Source organism: Catellatospora sp. KI3, assembly GCF_029948125.1.
Taxonomy (GTDB): Bacteria; Actinomycetota; Actinomycetes; order Mycobacteriales; family Micromonosporaceae; genus Catellatospora.
Map to the genome: position 1 here is coordinate 155,073 of NZ_JASAMB010000001.1, position 23,531 is coordinate 178,603.

Here is a 23,531-nt window from a genome sequence, read left to right on the forward strand (position 1 = left end):
CCAGGCGGCGGCGTCCACAGACGAATCGGTCGGCCGCATTCGCTCTACACCTGAACTACCAGCAACAACCCTCGTCCGATTGGCTGATTTTGCTGTGAATTAGCTGTACGTAGGGTGCCGGAGGTCACAACGGGGATCAACAACACGGAGGACCTGCAATGGCTGGCAAGATCATCGGCAACAAGTACGGCCTGCTCATTCTCGGCCTGCTCGCCCTGGGCTTCGGCATCTGGCAGCTCAACCAGACCGAGGTCACCTGCGACGGTCAGACCATGTCCGAGGGCGACATCTGCGTCCACACCAAGCGGGGCCGCACCACCGCCGAGAACACCTTCGCCGAGGAGCGCGAGAGCCAGCAGCTCACCGGCCAGATCGCCACCGGCGTCGGGGGCCTGATGGCCCTGGGCGGCGCCGGCTGGATCGTGGCGGGCATCGTGCGCGGCAAGCGCGAGGACGAGACCCCGGCGACCGACCCGGTCGCGGCGGCCTGAGCCCACGCTCACTGAGCTTCGACGGCCGGGGTGCCCGCGCGCCCCGGCCGTCACCATGTCCGCCTCAGCGCTCGCGCGGCCGGTCCCAGCCCGAGGGCACCGCGTCCGGCACCGTCCAGGCAGGGTCGGGCTCGAACTCGCACCAGGTGCCGTCGAACGGGAACGAGCCCGCCTCGATCAGCTTCACCACCCGCTCGCCCTCGGCCCGCACCGCCGCCTCGTCGGCCACCCAGTAGTCGCCCGGGTAGGCCAGCCGCTCGACGAACTCCTCCTCGTCCTTCCACCGCCAGGACAGGTCCGGCGCCACCACGATGTCGAGGTCCTGGTCGACGATGTCGACGCCGGCGACGTGGCCGTCGTCCCAGCGCACCCCGGTCTCCTCCAGGTTGACGTACCACCGGGCGAAGCGCCCCTGCTCGTCGCGGAACCACCAGACCGAGTGGTCCGCGCCCCGGGGCAGCCACTTGAGCAGGCTCGGGCCGCTCCAGACGACCTCCCACAGCTTCGTGTCGGCGACCAGCCACTCCGAGAACGGCATCGCGCGCAGACCCCGGTCGTCGACGGTCTTGCGGTCGAGCATGGGTGCGCCGCGGGGCACCCACAGCAGCAGGCCCCGCTCGTCGTCGGAGACCACGACGGCGGTCTTGAGCAGGCCGATCCGGTGGCCGTGGAAGTGCCGGTGCAGGATCACCCGGCCGGGTTCGAAACGCATGTGCCAACCTTACGAGACGGCTTGATTGATTAAGTCGCTGACATTAGAGTCGCTCTGTCACAGGCAAGAAGTGGCCTTTCCCGGCTCGCCGGTGTCCGCGCCGACGATCCCGGCGCGGGTGCCATGGCGGGAATGGCTGGTCCTCGTCCGGGCGACCGGGCCGGATGCGACGAGCTGACCAGACCTGAGTAACGACCCTGTTCACCCGACTCAGGAGGCCGGAGGGATGTCCATGCCCTTCAACCCGGGCCGCATGCCCAAGATCGACGAAGACCTTACCGCGCTGACGACCTACGTCGGCCAGATCGCCCAGACCCAGCTCAAGCACACCGCGATGCTGGAGCGGCACACGGTCTACCACCAGGAGCACCGCACCGAACTGGCTGCCGTGCGCACCGAGCTCGCCGATTTCAGGTACACGGTCGAGAATCGTTTCCTCACCCTGGAAGACGACGTCACCGGGCTCAAGACCGACGTGTCCACGCTCAAGACCGACGTGTCCACGCTCAAGACCGACGTGTCCACGCTCAAGACCGACGTGTCCACGCTCAAGACCGACGTGTCCACGCTCAAGACCGACGTGTCCACGCTCAAGACCGACATGATCGAGGTGAAGCAGACGCTGGCCGTGATCCTGTCGCGGCTGCCGGAGCAGCGGACCGCCTGAGCATGTGGTGAAGGGCGGTCACCGGAGGATTCCGGTGACCGCCCTTCACCGTGAGGTCAGTAGGACCGGGCCAGGATGGCGGTGAGGTCGGGCTCGTCCTGGGAGGCGGGCACCGAGCCGTCGGCGCGGAACAGGCAGCGTACGGTGATCGACTGCTCGTTCGCCTTGGCCTCGCCCTCGACGCCGACCTTCGACCACGGCACCCGCGCCCAGCCGGTCGCGCTCGCGGCCAGCGCGTCGTCGAGGGTGCTGACCTCGACGGTGTTGGCCTCGCGACGGGCCAGCGCCTCGTCGTACAGCGCCTTCTGGTCGGCCTCCAGCGCGGCGGTGACCGCGCCGACCGCCTCGCCCAGCGCCAGCGGGGTCTTCGACCCGTCGATGCGGCGCGCCAGCACGACCCGGCCCTCGGCGAGGTCGCGCGGGCCGACCTCGACCCGGACGGGGTACCCCTTGAGCTCGGCGTCGACCGCGCGGCGGCCGAAGGGGGTGTCCACGCGGTCGTCGAGCTTGACCCGTACCCCCGCCGCGACGAGGTCGTCGGCGAGCGCCTGCGCGGCGGCGGTGACCGAGCCGTCGGTCTCCTTGACCACGGTGACCAGGGCCTGGATCGGGGCGAGCGCGGGCGGGATGCGCAGGCCGTTGTCGTCGCCGTGGCACATGATCAGGCCGCCGAGCATGCGGGTCGAGGTGCCCCACGAGGTGGTCCACGCGTACTCGCGTGCGTTGGTGACGCCGGAGAAGGCGATGTCGAACGCCTTGGCGAAGTTCTGGCCGAGCTCGTGCGAGGTGCCCATCTGCAGCGCCTTGCCGTCACCCATCATCGCCTCCAGCGTGTACGTGCTGGTGGCGCCCGCGAAGCGCTCGCGGTTGGTCTTGCGGCCGAGCACCACCGGGATGGCGAGCAGCTCGCGCATGTGGCGCTCGTACACCTCGTGGTGGATCTTCAGGGTGTACGCCTTGGCGTCGGCCTCGGTGGCGTGAGCGGTGTGCCCCTCCTGCCACAGGAACTCCGAGGTGCGCAGGAACACCCGGGGGCGCATCTCCCAGCGGACCACGTTGGCCCACTGGTTGAGCAGCAGCGGCAGGTCGCGGTACGAGTCGACCCACTTGGCCATGAACTCGCCGATGACGGTCTCGCTGGTGGGGCGCACCACGACCGGCTCGGCCAGCTGCTTGCCGCCGCCGTGGGTGACCACGGCCAGCTCGGGCGAGAAGCCCTCGACGTGCTCGGCCTCGCGCTTGAGGTAGCTCTCCGGGATGAACAGCGGGAAGTACGCGTTCTGCGCCCCGGCCGCCTTGATCCGGGTGTCCATGTCGGCCTGCATCCGTTCCCAGATGGCATAGGCCGTCGGTCGGATCACCATGGTGCCGCGGACCGGCCCGTTGTCGGCCAGTTCGGCCTTGGAGATCAGATCCTGGTACCAGCGGGGGAAGTCTTCCGCCCGGGGAGTGAGCACGCGCGCCATAGCGGGCAATCCTACCGGCCGGGCTAAACGATCACCCGGCCGCGTAGCACGATCCGGCGCGGTGCGAGCAGTGCCCGCAGGTCCCGGCGCGGATCCTCGGCGTACACGACCAGGTCGGCCCAGCCGCCCTCGACCAGTCCGGGGAAGCCGAGCCAGTCCCGGGCCCGCCACGACCCCGCCGCCAGCACGTCGGACGCGCTCATGCCGGCCGCGTGCAGCCGCAGCATCTCCTGCGCGGCCAGCCCGTGCGAGATGCCGCCGCCGGCGTCGGAGCCGACGAAGACCGGCACCCCCGCCTCGTACGCGGCGCGCACGACGTCGGGGAAACGGTCCCGCAGCGCCAGCATGTGCTTGGCGTAGCCGGGGAACTTCGCCTCGGCCCGCGCCGCGATGTGCCCGAACGTCTCAATGTTGATCATCGTGGGCACCAGGGCGGTCCCCCGCCGCGCCATCTCGTCGACCAGGTCGGTCGACAGGCCGGTGCCGTGCTCCACGCAGTCGATCCCGGCCCGGACCAGCGTCGCCACGCTGGACTCCTCGAAGCAGTGCGCGGTGATCCGCGCCCCGGCCGCGTGCGCCGCCGCGACCGCCGCGGTGAGAGTGGCCTCGTCCCAGGCGGGCGCGAGGTCGCCCCGGTCGCGGTCGATCCAGTCGCCGACCAGCTTCACCCAGCCGGTGCCCGCGGCCGCCTGCCGGGTCACCTCGGCGACCACCTGGTCGGCGGGCACCTCGACCCCGATCTCGGGCAGGTAGCGGCGCGGCGGGGCGACGTGCCGCCCGGCGCGGGCCAGGCGCGGCACCTCCGGGTCGCCGTCCAGCACCGCGTACGGCATGGGCGAGCCCGCGTCCCGCAGCGCCAGCACTCCGGCGTCGCGGTCGATCAGGGCCAGCGCCTTGGCCTGGGGCACGCTGGCCACCGGGGTGCCACCGGGCGCGATGCCGATGTGGCAGTGCGCGTCGACCAGCCCCGGCAGCACGAACCCGCCTTCGCTGATCGTCTCCGCCCCGGCAACCGGGGTCAGCGACACCCGGTCACCGACCAGCCAGAGGTCCCGCACCTCGTCCTCGGGGAGCACCACTCCCCGTACGTGCAGCGCCGTCGCCATGATCTGCACTGTCCCACACGCCTCGCCGACCGCCGCTACCCTGTCCGCCATGTCGCCGCTACCGCTGTCCCCACCCAGGTTGTCGCTGTCCCGGCTGCGCTGGGCGGCCACGGGCCTGGCCGGGGCGGCCCTGCTGCTGCGTATCGGGCACGCGGTGTGGTGGGCGCCGCGTCTGCGCGGCCACTCGATGATCATTCAGGCGCTGCCGTCGGTCGGCATCGCCATGCTGGTGTTCGGGGTCGCGATGCTGCTGCTCTGGCCGTACCGCCGCCCGCCGCGCGGTTTCACCGCCACCGGCCTGGCCTTCGTCGGGCCCGCCTCGCCCGCCGCCGGCACGGCGGGGATTCTGGCGGCGTACCTCGCGGGCAACTTCAGCGACGGGCTGGCGGACGTCGACGGCGGACTCACCGCCGACCCCGGGATGTGGATCGCCGCCGGGCTGCTCATGACCCCCTTCCTCGCCGTCGGCGCCCTGCTGGTCTGGCGCGGGCCGAGAGTGGTCCTGGACCGCGAGGGGATCACCGTCCGCAGGCTGCGCAACCGGCGCATCCCGTGGGCGGCCCTGGCCCCGGGCGGGCCGGACCTGCCGCGCGGGTCGGAGCGTGAGCTGTGGCTGTCCGTCCTGACGGGCGCCGGCGGGCACCGGCTGGTGCCGGTCACGCTGAACCGGCTCCACGTGGACGGCGCGTTCCTGGCCCAGACGATCCGCCACTACGCCGAGCACCCGGAGCACCGGGCCGCCATCGGCACCGCCGCGGAGCTCGACCGGCTGACCGCCGCGTGCCCGGACTCGCCTACCGCGGACACCGCCGCCGGACTCCGCGACCTCGGTCTGCGGGGCTGAGCCTGCGATGCCTCGCCGCTGTCCCGGCGAGTGGGTTCCTCGCGCGGTCACACCTCATATGGTGTAGCCACAACCCGTGAGGTGTGACCGCTGAACTCATACTGTTTCGCGGTGCAGCCAGGGCAGCAGGTCGGGGGCGCCGTACGCGGCGGCCAGGTCGGCGGCGCGAGCCTGGTAGCGAGCCAGTTCGGCGGGGTCGAGCAGTTCCCGGCCGGCACCGGAGCCGCCCCGGCGGAAGAAGGCGGACCGGCTCTTGAGTACGCCCAGACTGTCCGGGACCAACCGGTCGGCGCCCGCCCGCATCCGTTCGAACGTGGCCGCCTCCACCAGGATCGGCCAGGTGTGCTCGGGCACCGCGATGCCCAGCCGGGCCGCGAGCGCCCGCATCTGCCCGTCCAGGTCGGCCAGCAGGTCGTCGTAGTGCACCAGCACGACGTTGGGCTGCTCGCGGCGGCGCCAGGCGTCGGCGAGATGCCAGATCACGCCGGGCAGCGAGTCCATCTCCTCGCGGGGATCGGCCTCGCGGGCGGCCCAGCGAAGCAGGGCCTCGTGCTCGGTGCGCTGCGGCCGGGGCGGCTCGGCCGGGTCGGGCGCGGGCTGGCCGGTGAGTTCGCGCAGGCGGGCCCGGTCGAGGTTGTTGCTCTGGTGGTGCAGCGACACGGCCATGTCCAGCGGATGCCGCGCGACCACCACGTAGACGCACTCGTCGTGCAGCGGGACCCCGTCCAGCGGGGTGTGCGTCTTGAGGAAGCGGCGGTGCGGCTGCGCGGCGAGCTGCGCGTACACCTCGTCGGCGGGGGTGACCAGCCAGTCCAGCCAGGGCGACAGCTCGTTCAGCGGCGCGGGCAGGTGGGGGGTCTGGAAGACCAGCAGGGCGCAGATCATCTGCATCCAGGTGGTGCCGCTCTTGGAGCGGGTACTGATCACGATGTCGCCGGCGCGGGGCGGGAAGGCGAGCCAGCGGGCACTGTCCTCGTCGGACGACCGGTAGCGGACGGGTTGATCAGGCATGACGCCGAGGGTAGACGATCATTCACGGTTCACTCGAACGAGAAGACCTTGCCTTGTTCGAACACCTGTTCGATAATGGATGCATGGCGGGGCGCCGGGGCAGCTGGGTGATGGCAGTCAGCTTCTGCCCCGACGCCTCACCGTTGGCGACGTGAGGCATCGCCGACGACCTGCATCGATCCAATGCAGACGAAGACCGCCGTCCCCCGGCGCGCACCGCGCGCACAAGCCCTCGGGGGACGGCGGTCTTCGTCACGTCCCTACTTGTCCTTGTCGCCCTTCATCAGCTTGCCGAAGTCGAGCTTCGGGGCCTTGAACGCGCCGCCGCTCTGACCGCCGAGCTGCTGCTCCAGTGCGGCCGGGTCCATGCCCGGGGGCAACTGCGGCATGCCCGCGGGCATCCCGCCGGGCAGGCCCGCGAAGCCGCCCCGGCCGCCGCCACCGCCGCCGCCCTTGGTGCCCTTGCGCTTGTTCTTCGGCGACTTGGTCGCCTTGCGGCGGGCACCGGGCAGGCCCATCATGCCGCCCATCTGCTTCATCATCTTCTGCGCCTGCTCGAAGCGGTTGAGCAGCTGGTTGACGTCCATCACGGTGACACCCGAACCGCGGGCGATGCGGGCCCGGCGCGAGCCGTTGATGATCTTCGGCGTGGTCCGCTCGGCCGGGGTCATCGAGCGGATGATCGCGGTGACCCGGTCGAAGTGACTGTCGTCGAGCTCCGCGAGCTGGTCCTTCATCTGCCCCATGCCGGGCATCATGCCGAGCAGGTTCGCGATCGGACCCATCCGCCGTACGGCGACGAGCTGGTCGAGGAAGTCCTCCAGGGTGAACTGCTCGCCACCGAGCAGCTTCGACGCCATCTTCTCCTTCTGATCGGCGTCGAAGGCCTGCTCGGCCTGCTCGATCAGGGTGAGCACGTCGCCCATGCCGAGGATGCGGCTGGCCATCCGGTCGGGGTGGAAGACGTCGAAGTCCTCCAGCTTCTCGCCGGTGGACGCGAACAGGATCGGCTGGCCGGTGACCTCGCGCACCGACAGCGCCGCGCCGCCGCGGGCGTCGCCGTCGAGCTTCGACAGGACCACACCGGTGATGCCCACGCCGTCGCGGAACGCCTCGGCGGTGGCCACCGCGTCCTGGCCGACCATGGCGTCGATGACGAAGATGACCTCGTCGGGGTTGACCGCGTCGCGGATCGCGGCGGCCTGGTTCATCATCTCGACGTCGATACCGAGGCGGCCGGCGGTGTCGACGATCACGATGTCGCGCATGGCGCGCTTGGCGTGCTCGATCGAGTCCTTGGCGACCTGGACCGGGTCGCCGACGCCGTTGCCCGGCTCCGGCGCGTACACCTCGACACCGGCGCGCTGGCCGAGCACCTGGAGCTGGTTGACCGCGTTGGGGCGCTGGAGGTCGCACGCGACCAGCAGCGGCTGGTTGCCCTGGGCCTTGAGCCAGCGGGCCAGCTTGCCCGCGAGCGTGGTCTTACCGGAACCCTGCAGACCGGCCAGCATGATCACGGTCGGCGGCTGCTTGGCGAACTGCAGGCGCCGCGCCTGCCCGCCGAGGATCGCGATCAGCTCCTCGTGGACGATCTTGATGATCTGCTGGGCGGGGTTCAGCGCCTGCGACACCTGCGCGCCGCGCGCCCGCTCCTTGAGCTTGAAGATGAAGGCCTTGACCACCGGCAGCGCGACGTCGGCCTCCAGCAGCGCCAGTCGGATCTCACGCGCGGTGGCGTCGATGTCGGCGTCGGTGAGCCGGCCCTTGCCCCGCAGCTTCGTGAAGATGCCGGAGAGCCGGTCGCTCAGGGTGTCAAACACAGCGCAACATCCCAAATCGTCGAGTTCTACTGGGTACAGGCAGAAGCAGCCTTGGTAAGGGTAGCCCGTGCCCACCCGCCCCACCGCGCCCGCGCGCCCTGTCCCGTCTCTTCCCCGCCCCGCAGCGCGTCATGCGTTCGTACGGTTTCGGGGAAAGTGCAGGAAAGACGGCCATGATTCGTGCAGTCTCCCCGAAACCGCACGAACCATCCGGCGCGGGTCAGGCGGCGGCCAGGACCGCCGCCTCGACCTCGGCGCGATCGAAGTCGCCTACCAGGTAGAAGGCGTCGACGACGTCGGCACCCAGGGTCGACACCCGGGCCGTGCGGACGTCGACGCCCAGCTCGGCCAGGGCCGACGTGACCCGGTAGAGCAGGCCGGGGGCGTCGGTCGCGCGCAGCTCCAGGACCTGCGCGTCGGTCGCCTCGGCCCAGATCACCCGGGGTGCCGCCGCCGAGCCGCGCCCGTTTCCGGCGGCGGCCAGTCGCCGGGGCGCGGGCAGCTGGTCCAGGCCCACGCGGCGCAGGTCGGCCGCGAGCAGCTCCCGGTCCGGCGCCGTGCCGTAGCGGGCGTTGACCGCGCATTCGAAGATCGCCCGGTCGCCGATGGTCGACGAGTTGACCGCGACGATCTCCAGGCGGTGGGTGGCCAGGCAGCCCGCGACGGCGGCGAGCAGGCCGCGCCGGTCCTGGGCGGCCAGCGCGACCCAGTCGTCGGCGACCTGGACCACCGGCATCGGCCCGGCGGCCAGCGCCGGGTCGGGGGCTGCGGGCGCGGGCGGCTCGGCACCGCCGAGGACCGCGCGTACCCGGTTGACCAGGTCGTCGATGAGTTTGGACTTCCAGGCCGACCAGGCCGCCGGGCCGGTGGCGGCGGCGTCGGAGCGGGCCAGCATGTGCAGCAGCTCCAGCGTGGTGACGTCGCCGACGGCCTTGACGACCTGCGCGATCGTCGCCGGATCATCGAGGTCGCGGCGGGTGGCCACGTCCGGCAGCAGCAGGTGGTGGCGGACCAGGTTCGAGATCGTGGTGACGTCGGCGGTGGGCAGGCCCATCGCCGTACCGATGTCCAGGACCAGGTCGGCGCCGATCTCGCTGTGGTCGCCGGGCAGGCCCTTGCCGACGTCGTGCAGCAGCGCGCCGAGCACCAGCAGGTCGGGCCGGGACACCTCGCGGGACCAGGTCGCGGCGTTGGCCGCGGCCTGCACCAGGTGCCGGTCGAGGGTGTACCGGTGCACCGGGTGGTGCTGCGGCGTGCCACGCAGCCGGGTCCACTGCGGCAGCCAGTGCGAGGTCAGCCCGAACCGGTCGCACGCCTCCCAGGCGGGCACCAGCCCGGTGCCCGCGCCGAGCAGCGTCAGGAACGCGGAACGCGCCGAGGACGGCCACGGGGTCGGCAGCGGCGGGCAGAACCGGGCCAGCCACTCCAGCGTGGCCCGCGCGATGGGCATGTGGTGCTGCGCGGCGGCGGCGGCCACCCGCAGCGACAGCGACGGGTCGGGGTGCGGCCCGACGGCCGCGCGGGCCAGCACGATCTCGCCGTTGACGGCGACCACGTCCCGGGCGACCGGCCGGCGGACCGAGGCCGCCTCGGCGGCGCGCGGGTCGACGCCCCGGCCGGTCGGCCCGTGCCAGCGCTGCACCGAGCGCCAGGCGTCGGTCAAGGACCAGGAGACGGTACGCGCGTCGAGCCCGATCCGGCGCAGCAGCGCGTCCCCGTCGGCCAGCCCGAGCAGCTCAGCCACCTGCAGCCGCTCCTGCGCCCGCAGCCGGTCGTTGCGCCGCCCGACGCTGACGTGCAGCGCGTCGCGTACGTCCAGCAGCCGCGTCGCGGCCGCGCGCACCTGCGGCGGCAGCGCGTCGGCGACCCCGGCCACGCCGATGCCGCGCAGCACCCCCACGTCGCGCAGCCCTCCGGCGGCCTCCTTGAGATCGCCCTCCAGCAGGTACGCCAGTTCGCCGTGGGCGGCGTGGCGCTCCTCGCACAGCTCCCGCAGCCGCAGCAGCTGGCGGCGGCCGGTGCGCCGCCACTGGTCGACCGCGGCGCGCGACAGCTGGGCGGTCAGCGCCGGATCACCGGCCACATGCCGGGCGTCGAGCAGGCCGAGCGCGACCTTGACGTCGTCGTGCGCGGCGTCCAGCGACTCGGCGACGGTACGGGTCGAGTGGTCCAGCCCCAGCCGGGCGTCCCAGATCGGGTACCACAGCGAGGCGGCCAGCTCGTCGATGCCCGGCACGCCGGTGTGCAGCAGGATCAGGTCGAGGTCGCCGTGCGGCGTGCACTCGCGGCGGCCCAGCCCGCCGACGGCCACCAGGGCCAGCCCGGTGGACCGCTCGGTGAAGGCGGGCGGCACCAGGCGGCGCAGCCAGTCGTCGAGCGCGTCGGCCCGGGCGGCCCGGGCGTCGGCACCGATGGCGGACGGATCGCGCTGCGCGAGCCGGGTATAGGCGGGCCCGGGGCCCACCGCCCCGTCCGTGCTGGAAGGTGCGGTGTTCCCCGGGCCCATGGTCCCTCTTTCAGGTTGTTCGTGCGGAGATCAGAGCGCGTCGAGGCCGCGCTCGCCGGTGCGCACCCGGACCACGTCGGAGACCTCGGTGACCCAGACCTTCCCGTCACCGATCTTGCCGGTGCGGGCGGCGGTGACGATGGAGTCGACGACCTTCTCCACGTCCAGCTCGTCCGTCACGACCTCGATCCGGATCTTCGGCAGGAACTCCACCGTGTACTCGGCACCCCGGTACACCTCGGTGTGGCCCTTCTGCCGGCCGTAACCCTGGACCTCGCTGACGGTCAGCCCGGCCACGCCCATGGCGTGCAGAGCGTCCTTCACCGCGTCCAGCTGGTACGGCTTGATGACGGCGGTAACCAGCTTCATGCTCAACCCCTCCATCCAGGGACCTTAACCGGACACCTTCTCGGTGACCGGAGCCGACTCCTCGACCTCGGCCACGGGGGCCTTCGGCGTGCTGATACCCGCGAGGGCGAAGGCGCCGGTGCCGCCGCCACCACTGGCCGGAGAGAAGTCGTAAGCGCTCTCGGCGTGCTCGCTGATGTCGATGCCCTCGATCTCGGCCTCCTTGGAGACCCGCAGCCCGGCGACCTTGCTCACCACGAAGGCGATGATGCCGGCGACCGCGAAGGAGTACACCGAGACGATGCCGCTGGCCAGCGCCTGCCGACCCAGCTGGGTCGCGCCGCCGCCGTAGAACAGGCCCTCGCTGGCGCCGAGGATCTTCGGGTCGGTGATCCAGGAGTTGACCGCCGCGTTGGCGAACAGGCCGATCGCCAGCGAGCCGATCCAGCCGCCGACGAAGTGCACGCCGACCACGTCGAGCGAGTCGTCGTAGCCGAGCTTGTACTTCAGGCTCACCGCCAGGGCGCAGACCGCACCCGCGACCAGGCCCAGCACGACCGCGGCCCAGGGCGAGATGAAACCGCAGGCGGGGGTGATCGCGACCAGACCGGCCACGGCACCGGACGAGGCACCGACCAGGGTCGGCTTGCCGTCGCGGATCCACTCGACCAGCAGCCAGCCCAGCAGGGCGGCGGCGGTGGCGACCTGGGTGTTGACGAACGCGATCGCGGCGGTGCTGTCGACGGTCAGCTCGGAGCCGGCGTTGAAGCCGAACCAGCCGAACCACAGCAGACCGGCGCCCAGGGCGACGAACGGCACGTTGTGCGGCTTGAAGGTGTCCCGGGGCCAGCCCACGCGCTTGCCGATGACCAGCGCCGCGGCCAGGGCCGCCGCACCGGCGTTGATGTGCACCGCGGTACCGCCGGCGAAGTCCAGCGCGTGGATCTTGGCGCCGATGAAGCCGCCGCCCCACACCCAGTGCGCGACCGGCACGTAGACCAGGGTGAACCAGCCGGCGGCGAACAGCAGCCAGCCGAAGAACTTGGTGCGGTCCGACAGCGAGCCGCTGATCAGGGCGACCGTGATGATGGCGAACATCATCTGGAAGACCATGAACACGTAGGTCGGGATGCCGGTGGACGAGCCGCCCGCGAACCAGAACTCGGCGTTCGTGGTGCCCGTGGTGCCCTTGGCGAACCCGAGGTACTGCGTGAAGCTGCCGATGAAGTCGTTGTTGCTCTCGTTGACGCCGAAGCTCAGCGAGAAGCCGTACAGCAGCCAGAGCACCGAGATGAGCCCGATGGACGAGAAGCTCATCATCATCATGTTCAGGACGCTCTTGGACCGGTTCAGGCCACCGTAGAAGAAGGCCAGGCCGGGCGTCATGAGCAGAACCAGCGCGGAGGAGACCAGCAACCAGGTGGTGTTGCCGGTGTCGACCGTGAGTACTTCCTCAGCGAGCAGCACGCTGCCCTCCTTTGGGTGAGATCCTCCCTCCCAGCCCCCGGAGGCGTCCCGTACGGCTCGCCGCCGCTGAAACCGGCGAGCCTCTCGGCCCGTCGCCTCCGCCCACCGGCTTCAGTGCCGTTGGTGCTGGTTGGGGGGCAGCATTGCCGTCCCCTGTTTCACGCAACGACGCTGGTCGGTTTCCAGCACGTCACGATCTGTTTCGTACGTGTGAAGAAATGTTCACACGTGAGAGGACGATTCACCTGGTGAATCAGCGCAGCGCGTGCTCCAGCGTGTAACGCTCGTAGTCAATCAGCCGAAGGTCGCGCAGCGGCCGCCGAAGGTGTCCCTTCTGCACGATCCGCACGAACGCGGGCTCGCCCGCGGTGGCCAGTCGGCGGATGCCCTCGACATGGTCCACGATCCGCTTGCGGATGGTGCGCACCAGGCGGTGCCGGTCGCGCGGGATCAGCCCGTACGCGTCGGCGAACAGGCGCAGGCGGCGCGGGCGGTCCGGCCGGTGCCAGCCCAGCGTGATCGAGTCGCGGTCGCTGAAGATCGGCACCCAGGTCCACGCGGCGTACGCCACGTCGTAGATGCGCGAGCCCGGCGAGGCCAGGTCGAAGTCGATCATCGCGAGGGTGCCGTCGGGGCGCCAGATCACGTTGTGCGGCGCCGCGTCGTGGTGGCAGATGATCTCCGCGTCGGGCGGCGGCGGCCCGAACGAGCGCCACACCCCGCCCGGCGGCGTACGGAAGCCCGCCTGGGCGTCGTGGAACATCCGCAGCATCGTCGCGACGGTGACCAGGGCCTCGTCGGTGACCCAGTGCGGGGCCAGCGGGTACTCGCCGCACTCGCCGGGCAGGTAGGACAGGACCTCGCGGTTGTGCTCGTCCATGCCCAGGGCGCGCGGGGAGCCGGTGAAGCCCGCGTACTCCAGGTGGCGCAGCAGGGCGTGCACGGTCGGCGTCCAGGGCCCGGCGTTGCGCCGGACCGTCTCGCCGACCCGCACCACCGTGCTGACGTTGCCGCCCCGCAGCGGGATCTCGGTCGGGTCCAGATAAGGAGCTGTCACGATCGCTGGTCAGCCGTTCGTCACTCGTCGCCCAGCAGCGCGGTAACGAACGCGGCGGGATCGAAGGGGGCAAGGTCGTCGGGGCCCTCGCCGAGACCGACGAGCTTGACGGGGATTCCCAGCGCCCGCTGCACCGCGATCACGATACCGCCCTTCGCCGTCCCGTCCAGTTTCGTGAGCACGACGCCGGTGACGTCGGCGACCTCGGTGAAGACCCGGGCCTGGCTCAACCCATTCTGACCCGCGGTCGCGTCGAGCACCAGCAACGTCTCCGATACCGGACCGTGCTTCTCCACCACGCGCTTGATCTTGCCGAGCTCGTCCATCAGGCCGACCTTGTTCTGCAGGCGGCCCGCCGTGTCGATGAGCACGGTGTCGACCCCGGCCTCGATGCCCTTCTTGACCGCGTCGAACGCGACCGCGGCCGGGTCGCCGCCCTCGGGACCGCGCACGACCTGGGCGCCGACCCGCCCGGCCCAGGTGGCCAGCTGGTCGGCGGCGGCCGCGCGGAACGTGTCGGCGGCGCCCAGCACCACGGTGTGGCCGTCGGCGACGAGCACCCGGGCGATCTTGCCGCAGCTGGTGGTCTTGCCCGCGCCGTTGACGCCGACGACGAGCACCACCGACGGCTTGCCGTCGACGATGCCGGTGTGCACCGACCGGTCCATCTTCGGATCCAGCGCCGCGGTCAGCTCCTCGGTCAGCAGCGCGCGCAGCTCCTTGGTGGTGCGCGTGCCGAGCACCTTGGTCCGCTCGCGCAGCTTGGCGACGATCTCGCCGGTGGCCGCCACGCCGACGTCGGCGCTGATCAGGCTCTCCTCGATCTCGTCCCAGGCCTCGTCGTCGAGGTGGTCGCGCGACAGCAGGCCCAGCAGGCCCTTGCCGAAGACGTTCTGCGAGCGGGCCAGGCGGGCGCGCAGCCGCACCAGGCGGCCCGCGGTCGGCTCGGGCTCCTCGATCTCCGGCTCGGCCGGGGCGGGCACCTCCACCGGCGGCGCGGCCTGCGTCGGCACCTCGGGCGCGGCGGGCTTCTCCGGCGCCGCCGGCTTCTCGGGCGCGGCGGGCCGCTCGATCACCTTCTGGTCGGCGGGCGCCTCGATCACGCTCGGCGGGATCTTCGGCCCCTGCTCCACCTGCGGCGGCTCGGTCGGCGCCGGGGGCGCGGGCGGCAGGGCGGTGCCCTTGCCGGGACGGCGCACCAGGTACAGCGCCAGGCCGCCGAGCAGCAGCACAGCGAGGACCACGAGTACGACGACGAGCACGTCTTGCGAAGGCATGTCCGGCATCCTCTCAAACACATCGTCACGGGGCGTACACCGGAGCCCGCCGCGCCGTCGCCGCTGGCCTCCGCAGCGCGGATCCCCGACGATATCGGCGTGGCAAACCTCCTTCTCGGCCCCCTGCTGCGCCGCGTCGACGGTGATCAGGCCGTCATCTGGGTGCAGACCGACCGGCCCGCCCAGGTCACGGTAACCGCCGGGGACGCGTCCGTGACCTCGGACACGTTCACCGCGTTCGACGTGCACCTGGGCGCGATCACGCTCGCGGGCCTGCCGGTCGGCGCCACGCCGTACCAGGTGGCGGTGGACGGGCGGCAGGTGTGGCCGCTGCCGGACCAGCAGCCGTCGGTGGTGACCGTCCGTGACCCGGCGGCCGGGGACGCCGAGATCGTCTTCGGCTCCTGCCGCGAGGCCACCGGGCGCACCCACGGCGAGCGGGGCCACGACCCCGACGCGCTGGAGGCGCTGGCCGCGCGGCTGCTGGGCCGGGCGCGGGCCGAGGGGGCCGGGGCCGGGCTGCCGGACCTGCTGGCGCTGATCGGCGACCAGATCTACGCCGACGAGCTGTCCGCGCCGACGGTGGCGTGGCTGGCCGGGCGGCCGCGCCAGCCGCAGGCGCCGCCCCGGCAGGTGGTCGGCTTCGCCGAGTACGTGCACCTCTACCACGAGTCGTGGGGCGACCCCGAGGTGCGCTGGCTGCTGTCGACCGTACCCACTGTGATGATCTTCGACGACCACGAGGTCATCGACGACTGGAACTCCTCGGCCGGGTGGCTGGAGCAGGCGCGGCGGCAGCCGTGGTGGCACGAGCGGATCACGGCCGGGCTCGCGTCGTACTGGCTGTTCCAGCACCTGGGCAACCTGTCCGCCGCGCAGCTGGACCGCGACCCGGTGTGGCGGCGGATCCGGGCGGGCGAGGACGCCACGGCAGTGCTGACGGAGTTCGCGCGGCGGGTGGCGACCCCGGCCGGGGTCGACCCGTACCCGTGGGGCTACACCGTCGACGTGGGGCGGACCCGGCTGATCATGATGGACTGCCGGGGCAACCGGGTGCTGGACCGGGCGCACCGGCGGATGTGGCCGCAGGCGCACTGGGACACCCTCGCCGCCGAAGCCGCCGCCGACTGCGACCACCTCGTGCTGGCCTGTTCACTGCCGTGGCTGCTCGCCCCCGCCATCCACCACGGCGAGGCCGTGATCGAGGTGCTGGCGGCGCGGCACGACGGCGCCGAGAAGCTCCGGCAGAAGTACGACCTGGAGCACTGGGCCGCCGTCGGCCACTCCTTCGACGAGCTGACCGCGCTGATCGCGGGCGTACGCGGACCGGCCACGGTCAGCGTGCTCGGCGGCGACGGGCACCACTCGTACGTCGCCCGCGCCGACATCCCCGGCGCCACCGCCGCCGTCCACCAGATCGTCTGCTCGCCACTGCACCAGAGCGTGCGCGGCATCATGCGCACGCTGCTGCGCCTGGGCTGGTGGCGGGCCCTGTCCGGCCCCGCCTGGCTGGTCGCCCGGCTGTTCGGGGTGCCCCGCCCGCGCGTGCGCTGGCGCTCCGACCAGCCCCCGTTCTTCGGCACCGCCGTGGCGACCCTGACCCACCACGGCCGCACCGCCGACGTCCTCATCGAGGGCGCCGAACCCGGCGGCACCCTGACCCCGTTCCTGCGGCGACGACTCGCACCCTGACCCGTCCCACGATCCGTTCGAGTGGATCTTGGCGGTCAGCTCGTCGGCACCTCGACCACCGTCGAGTGGTCGTCGGTGAGCAGCGTGACCTTGCCGTTGGCGTGCTCGACGGAGAGCAGCGTGCCGGGCGGCAGGATGTCGAGCACGTCCGGCGGGAGCTGGACCGTGCCGTCGCCCGCGATGACCGCGAACTCGCGCCCGTCGCGCCCCTCCGAGCCGACCCGGCCGTCGCGGATGGTCACCGCGCGGCCCAGCCGCTCGCCGACCTCCGGGTCGTGGGTGACCGCGACGATGGTCGTACCGCGTTCGGTGTTGATGGTCTCCAGCGCCGACAGCACCTCATCGCGCGCGCCCCGGTCGAGCTGGCTGGTCGGCTCGTCGACCAGCAGCAGGCCGGGCGAGGACGCCATGCCGACCGCGATCGCGGCCCGCTGCGCCGCACCGGGCTGCAGGTCCTCCACCTTGCGGTGGCCCTGGCCGGTCAGGCCGAGCAGGGCCAGGATGCGCTCCGGCGGCTCCAGATCGCCGGGGCGCACCTTCGCGGCCCGCCGCTGGGCCAGCCACACGTTGCTCAGCACCGTCGCGTACGGCAGCAGGTTGCGCCGCGCCCCCTGCAGCACCACGCCCAGGTCTGTACCGCGCAGCCGGGCCAGTTCCGCCTCGCTGATGCGCCCGATGTCGACCAGGCCGATCTGCACCCGGCCCGCGCTCGGCCGCATCAGCCCCGCGAGCAGCGAGATCAGCGTCGACTTGCCCGAGCCGGACGGCCCGACCAGCGCCACCCGCTCGCCGGGCGCGATGTCGAGGTCGACGCCCGCCAGCGCCACCACGTCCCCGCCGTCGGAGCGGTAGATGTGGACCACGCGGCGGCAGACCACGGCCAGGCCGGTCAGGCTCTGGTGCTTCGGTGCGTTCTGGGTCTTCTTCATGGTCACGCCACCTTCCTGTCCGCGCCCGCCGCCACCTTCGTGGCCACGACGCAGGTCGTCAACAGCACCAGCAGGGCCACCGCCACCGGTACGAGCACCGGCACCGCATCCGGCAGCGACGCGGTCGGTATGGTCGCCGCCCCGTCGCTGAAGACCGGCACCACCCGGCTCGCCAGCAGCCACGACCCGGCCGCCGCGAGCAGCCCGACCAGGCTGCCCGCCCCGACCAGGGCCCAGCGGCCGCCCAGCGACGCGCCGCGCACCACCCCAGCGGGCAGGCCCTGCCCGCGCAGCACGGCCAGCCCGTTGTCGGTGCGGCCGCGCTCCAGCACCGCCGTCACCAGCAGCCCGCCCGCGGCGAAGACGATGCCGGTGAACGCGGCGGCGGCCAGGAACCACAGCGCCAGCGCCGGGGCCTGCTGGCCGTAGAGGCGGCGCTGGTCGGCGACGGTGCGCTCACCGACGATCACCAGCCCGTTGGCGCCGAGCTTCTCGATCACCGAGGCGGGCGTGCCGGCGGCCAGCCACACCTCCGGGTCGGTCGCGTCGGAGTCCTGGCCGAGGCGCATGTCGACGTACTCCAGGTCGACCAGCACCCCGTGCACGCCGTAGCGCGGCACCTGGTTCAGCGTCCCGGTCCGGGTCACCGGCACCCGCACCGTCCCCGCGTACGCCGACAGCTCGTCGGGCAGGTCGCCCGAGGCGACCACGGGCAGCGGGGCGGGGGCGGAGTCGGCGTACACCCGGATGTCGGGCGTCAGCACCGAGTTCAGGGTCAGCCGCATGCCCTGGTCGGACAGTGCCATCTCGGGCACCGGCCGGGCCGCGGTCTCGGCGGGCAGGCGCCACTGGTGCCCGGCCAGCTGCGCGGCGGTGAGCAGCGGCTTGCCGTCGCCGTCGGCGATGCCGCCCACGGTCACGTCGAGCCGGTAGCGCCCCCGCGTGAACAGGTCCACCTGCACCTGCTTGAGCAGGCACGGCGCGTCCGCGCAGTACGGCGTCTCGATCCGGTAGGTGCCCGTGCCCGGCCGCAGCTTGTCCACCCGGGCCAGCGCGAGGCTGCCCTTGGTGCTGGTCAGGCGTAGGGTGACGGCCGCCTGGCCGCCCTCGGTGAGGTCGGCCAGGGTCACCGTCACCTGCAGCGCCTTGGCCTGCAGCAGCAGCGGCTGCACCGGCCGCGGCCGCAGCAGCTTCCCGGCGTCGGCACCGGACATCGCGCCGTACGACGCGGGCCACAGTGCCGCCGCGCCCAGCCGCGCGCTGTCCACCGCCAGCACCTTGGTGTCCTCGGCGATGTTGACCCGGGCGGCCGCCATCGCGTACCGGCCCTCCGGGTCGGCGGTGCGCACCGCGTGCAGCAGCGCGGGCACGGGCAGCGGCGTCACCGACAGCACCCGGGCCGCACCGCCCTCGACCAGCGCCCGGTCCTGCCAGGCCCGGTCGGCCACGTCGCGCGCGGTCACCGCGAAGCCGAGCAGGCCGAACACGACGGTCAGCAGCATCACGATCCAGTGCGTCCCTGACCCCCGGGCCAGGCTCAGCGCGGCCAGGCCGGTCCGTAGCCGCCCCTTGCGCAGCGCGCGGCGGCCGTACCGCTCGGCGGGCACGCCCACCGCGCGCGCCGCGATCAGGCCCAGGCCCAGCGACACGCACAGCGGGGCCAGCAGCCCGACCCCGCCGGAGCCCGCGCCACCGGCGGCGACCTGGTATCCGGCCACCAGCGCCAGCGCGCCCACGGCCACCTCGACCCCGCCGACCAGCCCGCCCCGGCGGCGCACCCGGGCCCGGCGCAGCAGCCCGAGCACCGGCGTGGTCAGCGCGCGCACCTGCGCCAGCAGGCCCGCCGCGAGCGCCCCGAACACCGCGACCGCCGCGTACGCCATCGACGTCCAGCCCGGCTCCACCGGCGGCGAGCCGGGCAGCACGAACCGGGCCAGCAGCGCGGTCACCGCGTAACCGAGCAGGTAGCCGGGGATCAGCGCGAGCAGCACCGGCGCCGCCGTCTCGGCGCTGGCCAGCAGCCAGCGGGTGCGGCCGGGCACGCCGCGCAGCGCGGTCAGCCCCAGCTCGCCCCGGCGCTGCTCGACCCCGCCCGCGACGGTGATGAACAGGACCAGCCAGCACAGCAGCACCAGCGGCACGACCGCGAGCAGCAGGCTCGCCGCGAGCTGCGCCTCCCCCGCGTCGACCCGGGCGATCAGGTCGGGCAGGTCGCTGTCGGTGCCGTAGCCGGCGGCCTCCAGCTGCGCGTTGGCGTCCTCGAGGTCGTCGCGCAGCGTGTCCAGGTCCCGGAACGCGTCGGCGGAGACCAGCAGGTCGACCGTGTGCACCGGGTCGGGTGCGGCCGCGCTGACGGTGCGCTCGCTGGTGAACACGGCCGTGCCGTCCAGGCCCAGCAGCGCCGGGCGGCCGACCCAGAACGGGTCGCTCACGGCCGGGCGGGCGTACAGGCCGACCACCGTCAGCGGCTGCGGCGCGACGCGGTCCCGGCCGCCCATCGAGGCCGGCGGGGTGAAGGTGAAGTCGCCGCCGGCGCTCGCCCCGATCCGGGCGGCGACGTCCTCGCGCAGCACCACCTCCCGCTCGCCCGCGACGCACCGGCCCTTGACGATCTTGAGGTGCTCGCACGCGCCCGCGCGCCAGACCAGGAACATCGGGGTGTCGCCGGTGGCGGCCACGCCGGTGCCCTCGATCATCGAGCCGCCGATGGTGGTGAACCCGGGCACGTACGGCAGTGTCGGGGTGTCGTCGGACTGCGGCCCGAAGCCGCGCGAGTCGCCCGCCGAGAGCCCCACCAGCGCCTGCTCGGAGATCCCGGCGGCGCGCACCTCGACCCCGCGCAGCGACACGGTGGCCGCCGCCTGGTAGATCGGGCCCGCCGCCGCGGCGGCCGCGGCCATCGCGGTCAGCACCAGCGTGATGGCGGCCAGTCCCCGGCGCGCCTTCATCATCGACCACAGCAGCGCCGTCATCGCCGCACCCCCGCCGCGTTCTCGTCGCCACGAACCGTGGCCCGGTTGAGGGACCGCCCGGCCAGCAGCGCCGCCAGCAGGAGCACCAGCGTCGCCGCGACCACCGCCGGGACGACGACCCGAAGATCCGGATCGGGTATGGGCAGCGCGTCGGCCGCCGAGGTGAGCACCGCCCGCGCGGGGGCGCTCAGCGTCCACGACGCCCACGCCGTCAGCGCGCCCACCGGCGCGGCGATGGCGATCATGGCGAGGTTGCCCAGCCGGGCCGCGCGGGCCGCCGCCGCGCCGGGCAGGCCCTGCACCCGCAGCGCCGCCAGTTCCGCCGCGCGGCCGCGCCGGTCGGTCGCGGCGAGCACCAGCATGGCCAGCCCCACCAGCAGCACGCTCAGCACGGCGGCGGCCAGGTGCAGCCGCAGCGCCAGCCCGGCGCCCTGCTCCTGGTACCGCGCCAGCCGCGCCGCCACGGTCTCGTCGCCGACCGGCACCAGCCCGGCCGCGCGCAGCCGGTCGACAGCGTCGGCCGGGGCCCGGTCGTTGAGCCAGACCTGCAGCGTGACCATGTTGTCGCGGGTGTCGGCGAGCCGGTCGGCCAGCTCCAGGTCGAACAGCACGCCGTCGGCGGCCGCCCCGGGCAGCACCGCCGACACCTGCCGTACGTCGGCCGGGCGCGACAGCGCCTGCAACGGCGTGATCTTCGACAGTTCCCGGGTGTGCGCCAGCCGCCGGGGACCGGCCGCCACCACCGGCAGCGGCACCGGCCCGTCGGCCACGGTCAGCCGGATGTCGCTGCTGATGTGGCGTGGATCGGCGGGCACGTAGTACAGCGAGATGTAGTCCTTCGCCCCCGGCTGCGGCGCCTGCTCGCCCTCGAGCGCCGCGGCGGCGCGGGACTGGGCCCCGTTGAACAGCGTCACCTCGGCCTCGGCGCCGAACTGCGGGCGCCAGCGCGACGCCGCGCTGATCGCGGCCGCCGACAGCAGCGGGCGGTCCGGTCCGAACTGGTCCAGGCCCGTCAGCTGCAGCTCGTGCGGCGAGCGCGGGAAGCTCAGCCAGGCCAGGCGGCAGCCGGGCGCCTGCGCGCACTGCGGCACCGCCATCCGGTACGACGCCGGGCCGACCTGCTTGGCCACGTCGACCGCGCCGGTCACCGGCTCGCCCTTCGGCCCGATCAGCACCGCGGTGACGTGCATCTCGCCCCCGAGGTCATGGATCACGTGCACGGAGAGCCCGAGTTCGCCACCGGTCACCGTGACCGGGTCCGCCGTCTTCGGTCGCAGCGCCGCCGCCACCTGCTCGGCGGTGAGCCCGGCCTGCTCCGGCCACGTCGCCACGGCCGCCAGCCGCGAGCTGTCCACGCCGAGCAGCAGGTCGCCGCCCTCAGGCTGGCGCGTCACCGCCATCGCCCACTCGCCCGCCGGGTCGGCGGTGCGTACGGCCGACAGCAGCGCGGGCCGGGAGGCGGCGTACACGGTGAGCACCCGGGCGGCGCCCAGCTCCAGTTCGGCCCGCTCGCGGGCGGCGGCGTCGGCCACGTCCCAGGCGCTGAAGGTCTGGCCGACCAGGGCCACCGCCACGACGGTGAGCGCCACCAGCCGGTCCGCGCCGGGGCGCCGCGCCACCTGCAGCGCCGCCAGCCCGGCGGCCAGGCGCCCCCGGTGCAGCCGCGCCGCGCCGTACGCGGTGGCGGCCGGGCGGATCAGCCGCGCCGTGAGCAACCCCGCGACCAGAGCCAGCAGCAGCGGCACCAGCAGGGCCAGCCCGCCGTCGTCCGTGGACGAGGCGTAGCTCTGCCCGACCGCCGCCAGCGCGATCACGATCACGGCGGGCTCCAGCAGCCCGAAGCGGCGTCCCCGCCGCGCGGGCACCTGGCGCAGCGCGTCCATCAGCGAACCGCCGTGCGCCCGCCGCTCGGCGACCGCCGCACTGGCCATGACCAGCAGCAGCGTGCCCGCCGCGGTCAGCAGGGCGGTGCGGTCCAGCGGCACCGGCGCCTGCCCGGCGAACGTCGCCCAGGTCAGCAGGCGCACCAGCAGCCAGCCCAGCACCACCCCGAACGGGGCGGCCAGCACCAGCACCAGGGCCGTCGGCCCGAGCGCCAGCACCGTCCGGTGCCGGCCCGGCGCGCCCCGCAGCAGCCCCAGCGCCAACTCGGTACGCCGCCCGGCCGCCGTGTAGGCCACCGCCATCAGCAGCACGAACCAGCAGACGACCAGCAGCTGCACCGCGCCCAGCGGCGCGGCCAGGCCCAGCACGTCGCGGGTGTCCTGGATGCGCTTGAGCAGCTGCGGCAGCCCGTTGGCGACCTTGATGCCGGGCATGCCCAGCTCCACCTTGAGCGAGGCGGCCACGTCGGCGGCGTTGTCGGCGGTCAGCGCGCCGTCGCCCGCGTACAGGTCGAGCATGGCGACCACGGTGTCGGCGCGCAGCGAGTCGACGGTCGACTCGTCGACGAAGATCGGGTTGGTGGCGCGCAGCGGCTGCGGCGTCAGCTCGGTCCGCCCGGCCCAGTACGGGTCGGCGTCGCGCAGCGCGGCGGCCGGGTCGTACACCCCGGCGACCCGCAGCGTCACCGGCTGCTCCGCCCGGTCGGGCCGGAACGTGAACTCGTCCCCGACGGTCACGCCGAGCGCCTTGGCGGTCGGGTCGCTGAGCACCGCGCCGCCGGCACCGGCCGGGCAGTCGCCCGACAGCAGCGGCAGGTGCGCGCAGACGCCGTCGCGCGCTGCGACCGGCGCCGACACCGCGGCCGGCGTGCCGAAGCCCGCGCTGCCGGACAGCAGCACCCCGGCGGCCTGGGTCAGCGTGTTCTCGCCGGTCAGCGCCAGCGCCTGCCCGCGCAGGTCGGTCAGCGAGGACTCGTGGCCGTCCACGGCGGACACCTCGGCGGTGAAGGTGATCGCGCGTTCGGCGGGGGTGGCGGTGCGCAGTTCGGCGGCGACGACGGCCCGGTCTGCGGCGGTGGCGTAGAGCGGTGCGGCGGTTCCGGCGGCGACCGACAGGACCGCGAGCACGGCCAGGGTCACGGCCTGGGCGCGCCGGCTGCGCAGCACGCCGAGCACCAAGCGGAGCATGAACAACCTCTTCGGATGATCAGATCGCCGGTGACGCGCGAGCGGAGCGCTCTCAGGGGCGGTCAAGGGGTGGAACCGATGGGTGTACGGGGCGG

The 23,531-nt window shown here is 73.3% G+C and carries 17 protein-coding genes; 4 read left to right on the forward strand and 13 right to left on the reverse strand.

Annotation, left to right across the window (positions count from 1 at the left end; translation table 11 throughout):
- The first annotated feature begins 158 nt into the window (after window positions 1–158).
- The gene (locus QEZ54_RS00715; protein ID WP_281302460.1) at window positions 159–491 is read left to right on the forward strand and encodes a hypothetical protein; all 333 of its coding nucleotides are present in this window, start codon (window positions 159–161) and stop codon (window positions 489–491) included.
- A 64-nt stretch (window positions 492–555) separates the two neighbouring features.
- On the opposite strand, the gene QEZ54_RS00720 is transcribed toward QEZ54_RS00715, so the two are convergent.
- A complete protein-coding gene (locus tag QEZ54_RS00720) occupies window positions 556–1,203 on the reverse strand; it encodes a DUF402 domain-containing protein (protein WP_281302461.1) in 648 nt (215 codons plus the stop codon).
- A 226-nt stretch (window positions 1,204–1,429) separates the two neighbouring features.
- Between QEZ54_RS00720 and QEZ54_RS00725 the strand changes: the two genes are divergently transcribed.
- Window positions 1,430–1,870, forward strand: a complete 441-nt coding sequence (locus tag QEZ54_RS00725; RefSeq protein ID WP_281302462.1) for a hypothetical protein — start codon at window positions 1,430–1,432, stop codon at window positions 1,868–1,870.
- A gap of 56 nt (window positions 1,871–1,926) precedes the next feature.
- Here the strand turns inward: QEZ54_RS00725 and proS are convergent, their stop codons facing one another.
- Together proS and QEZ54_RS00735 are read right to left on the reverse strand one after the other, a co-directional pair.
- The gene (gene proS / locus QEZ54_RS00730) at window positions 1,927–3,336 is read right to left on the reverse strand and encodes a proline--tRNA ligase (protein WP_281302463.1); all 1,410 of its coding nucleotides are present in this window, start codon (window positions 3,334–3,336) and stop codon (window positions 1,927–1,929) included.
- A 23-nt stretch (window positions 3,337–3,359) separates the two neighbouring features.
- Window positions 3,360–4,442: an amidohydrolase family protein gene (locus tag QEZ54_RS00735; protein ID WP_281302464.1), complete on the reverse strand. Its 1,083-nt coding sequence runs from the start codon at window positions 4,440–4,442 to the stop codon at window positions 3,360–3,362.
- 49 nt (window positions 4,443–4,491) lie between these two features.
- Here QEZ54_RS00735 and QEZ54_RS00740 point away from each other — a divergent pair, with 49 nt between their 5' ends.
- On the forward strand, window positions 4,492–5,286 hold the full coding sequence (locus QEZ54_RS00740) for a hypothetical protein (protein WP_281302465.1): 795 nt from the start codon (window positions 4,492–4,494) through the stop codon (window positions 5,284–5,286).
- A 96-nt stretch (window positions 5,287–5,382) separates the two neighbouring features.
- Here QEZ54_RS00740 and QEZ54_RS00745 read toward each other — a convergent pair whose 3' ends face one another.
- The 7 genes from QEZ54_RS00745 to ftsY form a co-directional block, all read right to left on the reverse strand.
- On the reverse strand, window positions 5,383–6,297 hold the full coding sequence (locus tag QEZ54_RS00745) for a sulfotransferase domain-containing protein (RefSeq protein ID WP_281302466.1): 915 nt from the start codon (window positions 6,295–6,297) through the stop codon (window positions 5,383–5,385).
- A gap of 260 nt (window positions 6,298–6,557) precedes the next feature.
- Window positions 6,558–8,117, reverse strand: a complete 1,560-nt coding sequence (ffh, locus tag QEZ54_RS00750) for a signal recognition particle protein (RefSeq protein ID WP_281302467.1) — start codon at window positions 8,115–8,117, stop codon at window positions 6,558–6,560.
- 220 nt (window positions 8,118–8,337) lie between these two features.
- Window positions 8,338–10,623, reverse strand: a complete 2,286-nt coding sequence (locus QEZ54_RS00755; RefSeq protein WP_281302468.1) for a [protein-PII] uridylyltransferase — start codon at window positions 10,621–10,623, stop codon at window positions 8,338–8,340.
- A gap of 30 nt (window positions 10,624–10,653) precedes the next feature.
- Entirely contained in the window at window positions 10,654–10,992 is a 339-nt protein-coding gene (locus tag QEZ54_RS00760; protein ID WP_281302469.1) for a P-II family nitrogen regulator, read from the reverse strand.
- A 24-nt stretch (window positions 10,993–11,016) separates the two neighbouring features.
- Window positions 11,017–12,438, reverse strand: coding sequence for an ammonium transporter (locus QEZ54_RS00765; RefSeq protein ID WP_281302470.1), 1,422 nt, complete (start codon window positions 12,436–12,438; stop codon window positions 11,017–11,019).
- 253 nt (window positions 12,439–12,691) lie between these two features.
- The gene (locus QEZ54_RS00770; protein ID WP_281303007.1) at window positions 12,692–13,480 is read right to left on the reverse strand and encodes an aminoglycoside phosphotransferase family protein; all 789 of its coding nucleotides are present in this window, start codon (window positions 13,478–13,480) and stop codon (window positions 12,692–12,694) included.
- Window positions 13,481–13,515: 35 nt separating this feature from the next.
- Window positions 13,516–14,772: a signal recognition particle-docking protein FtsY gene (ftsY, locus tag QEZ54_RS00775; RefSeq protein ID WP_281302471.1), complete on the reverse strand. Its 1,257-nt coding sequence runs from the start codon at window positions 14,770–14,772 to the stop codon at window positions 13,516–13,518.
- 99 nt (window positions 14,773–14,871) lie between these two features.
- Between ftsY and QEZ54_RS00780 the strand changes: the two genes are divergently transcribed.
- Window positions 14,872–16,464 (forward strand): alkaline phosphatase D family protein, encoded by a 1,593-nt coding sequence (locus tag QEZ54_RS00780; RefSeq protein ID WP_348650497.1) that lies wholly within the window; start codon window positions 14,872–14,874, stop codon window positions 16,462–16,464.
- A gap of 35 nt (window positions 16,465–16,499) precedes the next feature.
- On the opposite strand, the gene QEZ54_RS00785 is transcribed toward QEZ54_RS00780, so the two are convergent.
- From QEZ54_RS00785 to QEZ54_RS00795, 3 genes are read right to left on the reverse strand one after another with little or no spacing between them, the layout of a single operon-like run.
- Window positions 16,500–17,393: an ATP-binding cassette domain-containing protein gene (locus tag QEZ54_RS00785; protein ID WP_281302472.1), complete on the reverse strand. Its 894-nt coding sequence runs from the start codon at window positions 17,391–17,393 to the stop codon at window positions 16,500–16,502.
- Between the two features lie 2 nt (window positions 17,394–17,395).
- On the reverse strand, window positions 17,396–20,365 hold the full coding sequence (locus tag QEZ54_RS00790) for an FtsX-like permease family protein (protein WP_281302473.1): 2,970 nt from the start codon (window positions 20,363–20,365) through the stop codon (window positions 17,396–17,398).
- Window positions 20,362–23,436, reverse strand: coding sequence for a hypothetical protein (locus QEZ54_RS00795; RefSeq protein WP_281302474.1), 3,075 nt, complete (start codon window positions 23,434–23,436; stop codon window positions 20,362–20,364). The genes QEZ54_RS00790 and QEZ54_RS00795 overlap by 4 nt, the downstream gene beginning before the upstream one ends.
- Window positions 23,437–23,531 lie beyond the last annotated feature (95 nt).

Excerpts from the sequence above, each read along its gene's own strand:
- QEZ54_RS00755 (WP_281302468.1), bottom strand. The coding sequence starts at position 10,623 with ATGGGCCCGGGGAACACCGCACCTTCCAGCACGGACGGGGCGGTGGGC.
- QEZ54_RS00760 (WP_281302469.1), bottom strand. The coding sequence starts at position 10,992 with ATGAAGCTGGTTACCGCCGTCATCAAGCCGTACCAGCTGGACGCGGTG.
- QEZ54_RS00720 (WP_281302461.1), bottom strand. The coding sequence starts at position 1,203 with ATGCGTTTCGAACCCGGCCGGGTGATCCTGCACCGGCACTTCCACGGC.
- QEZ54_RS00795 (WP_281302474.1), bottom strand. The coding sequence starts at position 23,436 with ATGCTCCGCTTGGTGCTCGGCGTGCTGCGCAGCCGGCGCGCCCAGGCC.
- proS (WP_281302463.1), bottom strand. The coding sequence starts at position 3,336 with ATGGCGCGCGTGCTCACTCCCCGGGCGGAAGACTTCCCCCGCTGGTAC.
- QEZ54_RS00740 (WP_281302465.1), top strand. The coding sequence starts at position 4,492 with ATGTCGCCGCTACCGCTGTCCCCACCCAGGTTGTCGCTGTCCCGGCTG.
- QEZ54_RS00715 (WP_281302460.1), top strand. The coding sequence starts at position 159 with ATGGCTGGCAAGATCATCGGCAACAAGTACGGCCTGCTCATTCTCGGC.
- QEZ54_RS00790 (WP_281302473.1), bottom strand. The coding sequence starts at position 20,365 with ATGACGGCGCTGCTGTGGTCGATGATGAAGGCGCGCCGGGGACTGGCC.
- QEZ54_RS00745 (WP_281302466.1), bottom strand. The coding sequence starts at position 6,297 with ATGCCTGATCAACCCGTCCGCTACCGGTCGTCCGACGAGGACAGTGCC.
- QEZ54_RS00785 (WP_281302472.1), bottom strand. The coding sequence starts at position 17,393 with ATGAAGAAGACCCAGAACGCACCGAAGCACCAGAGCCTGACCGGCCTG.
- QEZ54_RS00725 (WP_281302462.1), top strand. The coding sequence starts at position 1,430 with ATGTCCATGCCCTTCAACCCGGGCCGCATGCCCAAGATCGACGAAGAC.
- QEZ54_RS00735 (WP_281302464.1), bottom strand. The coding sequence starts at position 4,442 with ATGGCGACGGCGCTGCACGTACGGGGAGTGGTGCTCCCCGAGGACGAG.
- ftsY (WP_281302471.1), bottom strand. The coding sequence starts at position 14,772 with ATGCCTTCGCAAGACGTGCTCGTCGTCGTACTCGTGGTCCTCGCTGTG.